The sequence below is a fragment of the Pseudomonas sp. P4_C3 genome (assembly GCF_056402075.1).
Genome location: NZ_JBFUIC010000497.1, coordinates 1 through 2,250, shown reverse-complemented (window position 1 = coordinate 2,250; position 2,250 = coordinate 1). Strand labels below are relative to the sequence as shown.

The 2,250-nt window shown below is 58.1% G+C and carries 3 protein-coding genes; all 3 read right to left on the bottom strand.

Annotated elements, in window-relative coordinates; all coding sequences use genetic code 11:
• Positions 1-153: chromate resistance protein ChrB domain-containing protein (locus tag AC1DVH_RS29825; protein ID WP_477756816.1), on the bottom strand; the 153-nt coding region annotated here is incomplete at its 3' end.
• An 82-nt stretch (positions 154-235) separates the two neighbouring features.
• A complete protein-coding gene (gene chrA, locus AC1DVH_RS29820; RefSeq protein ID WP_477756815.1) occupies positions 236-1,594 on the bottom strand; it encodes a chromate efflux transporter in 1,359 nt (452 codons plus the stop codon).
• A partial coding sequence (locus AC1DVH_RS29815; protein WP_477756814.1) for a chromate resistance protein ChrB domain-containing protein occupies positions 1,587-2,250 on the bottom strand: 664 nt, incomplete at its 5' end. The genes chrA and AC1DVH_RS29815, both read right to left, overlap by 8 nt.

Sequence of the window (2,250 nt, the reverse complement as noted above, 5' to 3'; positions counted from 1 at the left end):
GTCGTAAGGTGCAGCATCTTTCTCTGCGGCTATCCGCAGCACATCAGCGCTGGGCACATACAAAAACTCGGGTTGCGGATCGATAAAACGAGCGATCAACCAAGGACAGGCGATGCGGTCGATCTTGGGTCGTTCACGGGTAATCCACCTCATGGAACACCTCCTGCCTAGCTCGGTAGGCTGGGTGATCTGGCGAGCCCGGTGCCCGCCATAGACTGTTAACCAGCTCGTGTTTTCAGCGCAACAGATGCACTGCCAAGCCGACGAGTGCGCAGGTCATCAGCACCTGAATAACGCCCCGCTTGAAGCGGAACAAGGCAATTGCCGCTGCAATGGCGATCAGGGCTGAGGGCCAATCGAGGTTGCCGCTGAAGCCCTTCGGCCATAGCACGTGATAACCGAAGAAACACGCCAGATTGAGGATCACGCCGACGACTGCCGCTGTAATGGCAGTTAGCGGTGCCGTGAACTTGAGTTCGTTGTGGGTCGACTCCACCAGCGGGCCACCCGCGAGGATGAACAGGAACGAGGGCAGGAAGGTGAACCATGTCACCAGGGAGGCGGCGACAGCCCCAGCCAGAAACATTTGATCGGCACCGAACACTTGCGAGACATAGGCCCCGACAAAGCCGACGAAGGCCACCACCATGATCAGCGGCCCTGGTGTGGTTTCGCCTAACGCCAATCCGTCGATCATTTGTGTCGGGGTTAGCCAGCCATAGTGACCAACCGCGCCCTGGTACACATATGGGAGTACCGCGTAGGCCCCGCCAAACGTCAGCAGCGCCGCTTTGGTAAAGAACCAGCCCATCTGGGTCAAAGTGCCTTCCCAGCCAAAGAGTGCGGTCAAAATCCCCATTGGCAATGCCCATAGTGCGGCGCCAATCAGTGCGAGCGATGCCAATTTCAACCAGCTGAACCGGGCATGCTCCGGGGACGGAGTGTCGTCATCGATCAAGGCCGGGCCGAAGGATTTTTTTGCGGCGCTATGGCCCCCGGCTCTGAATTTTTCGGGTGCCAGGCGTCCGCCGACATAACCGATCAGTGCGGCACCCAGAACGATCAAAGGGAACGGCACATTGAACGCGAAGATTGCGGTGAATGAGGCTGCYGCTATCGCCCATAGCCAATTGTTCTTCAATGCCCGAGAGCCTATTCGATGGGCCGCCTGCACGACGATGGCGGTCACGGCGGGCTTGATGCCATAGAAGAGCCCCGCAACCACAGGCACTTCGCCGAAGGCGATGTACATCCACGACAAAGCGATCAGGATGAACAAAGAGGGCAGCACAAACAKCACGCCCGCAATCACCCCGCCCCAGGTTCGATGCATCAGCCAGCCGATATAGGTTGCCAACTGCTGAGCCTCTGGCCCAGGGAGCAACATGCAGTAGTTGAGGGCATGCAGGAATCTGCGCTCGGATATCCAGCGCCGCCGCTCTACCAACTCCTGATGCATGATCGAGATCTGTCCCGCAGGCCCGCCGAAGCTGATGAAGCCGAGCTTCAACCAGAACCGGAACGCTTCACGCAAACTGATCGCTTCCGGCCTCAACAGCTCTTCTTCAACCATTGGTGCCAAATCCTTACTCATTGGGTTGTTCCTCTTTCACAAACCCGGCGAGCAGACCGTCGAAAATGCCGCTCGCAGCGACCAGCAAATGGTCGTCGTGGGTAATGGTTTCGCGCAGTCCTGCCAGCACACGCTCGACACCGGCAGCCTCCACCGGCTGAATGCCTCCGATATCGAGGTAGTGCACCAGGGCCGCAATGCGGTTCAGACCGGACTCTTGAAGCTCAAAACTGGCTTGCAGGGTTTCGAAGCTCACGCGGTTGCCGACATGACTGAAAGTCGCCTCATCGAAATCGAAGCCCAACGCATCGGCCGGACAGTCCTGTGGCGTGTCCAGCCAGAGGATCTGAGCATTGGGGTCAATGAAGCGACGGATCAGCCAGGCACAAGCCAGGCGGTCAACCCAAGGACGCTTGCGGGTTGCCCAGAGTCGCCCCTGAAAGTCGTCACGGTTGAGCACCGTTATGGGTATGTTGTGGCTGTGCGGTTCGTCTGGGGACAGGACTCTGCTGACTGCTGTCTCCAACTCCTGCAAAGCAGCGTCGATTTGTTGCTTCGGTTTGCCTGGGAAGTAATCGATGCTGGTCAGCAGGTCGTAGGTTTTACGCAGTTTGCGAACCTGTTTCGTGAGGGCCAATGCGTTTTCAGGATTGAGCTGCCCACGGCATTCTTCGATC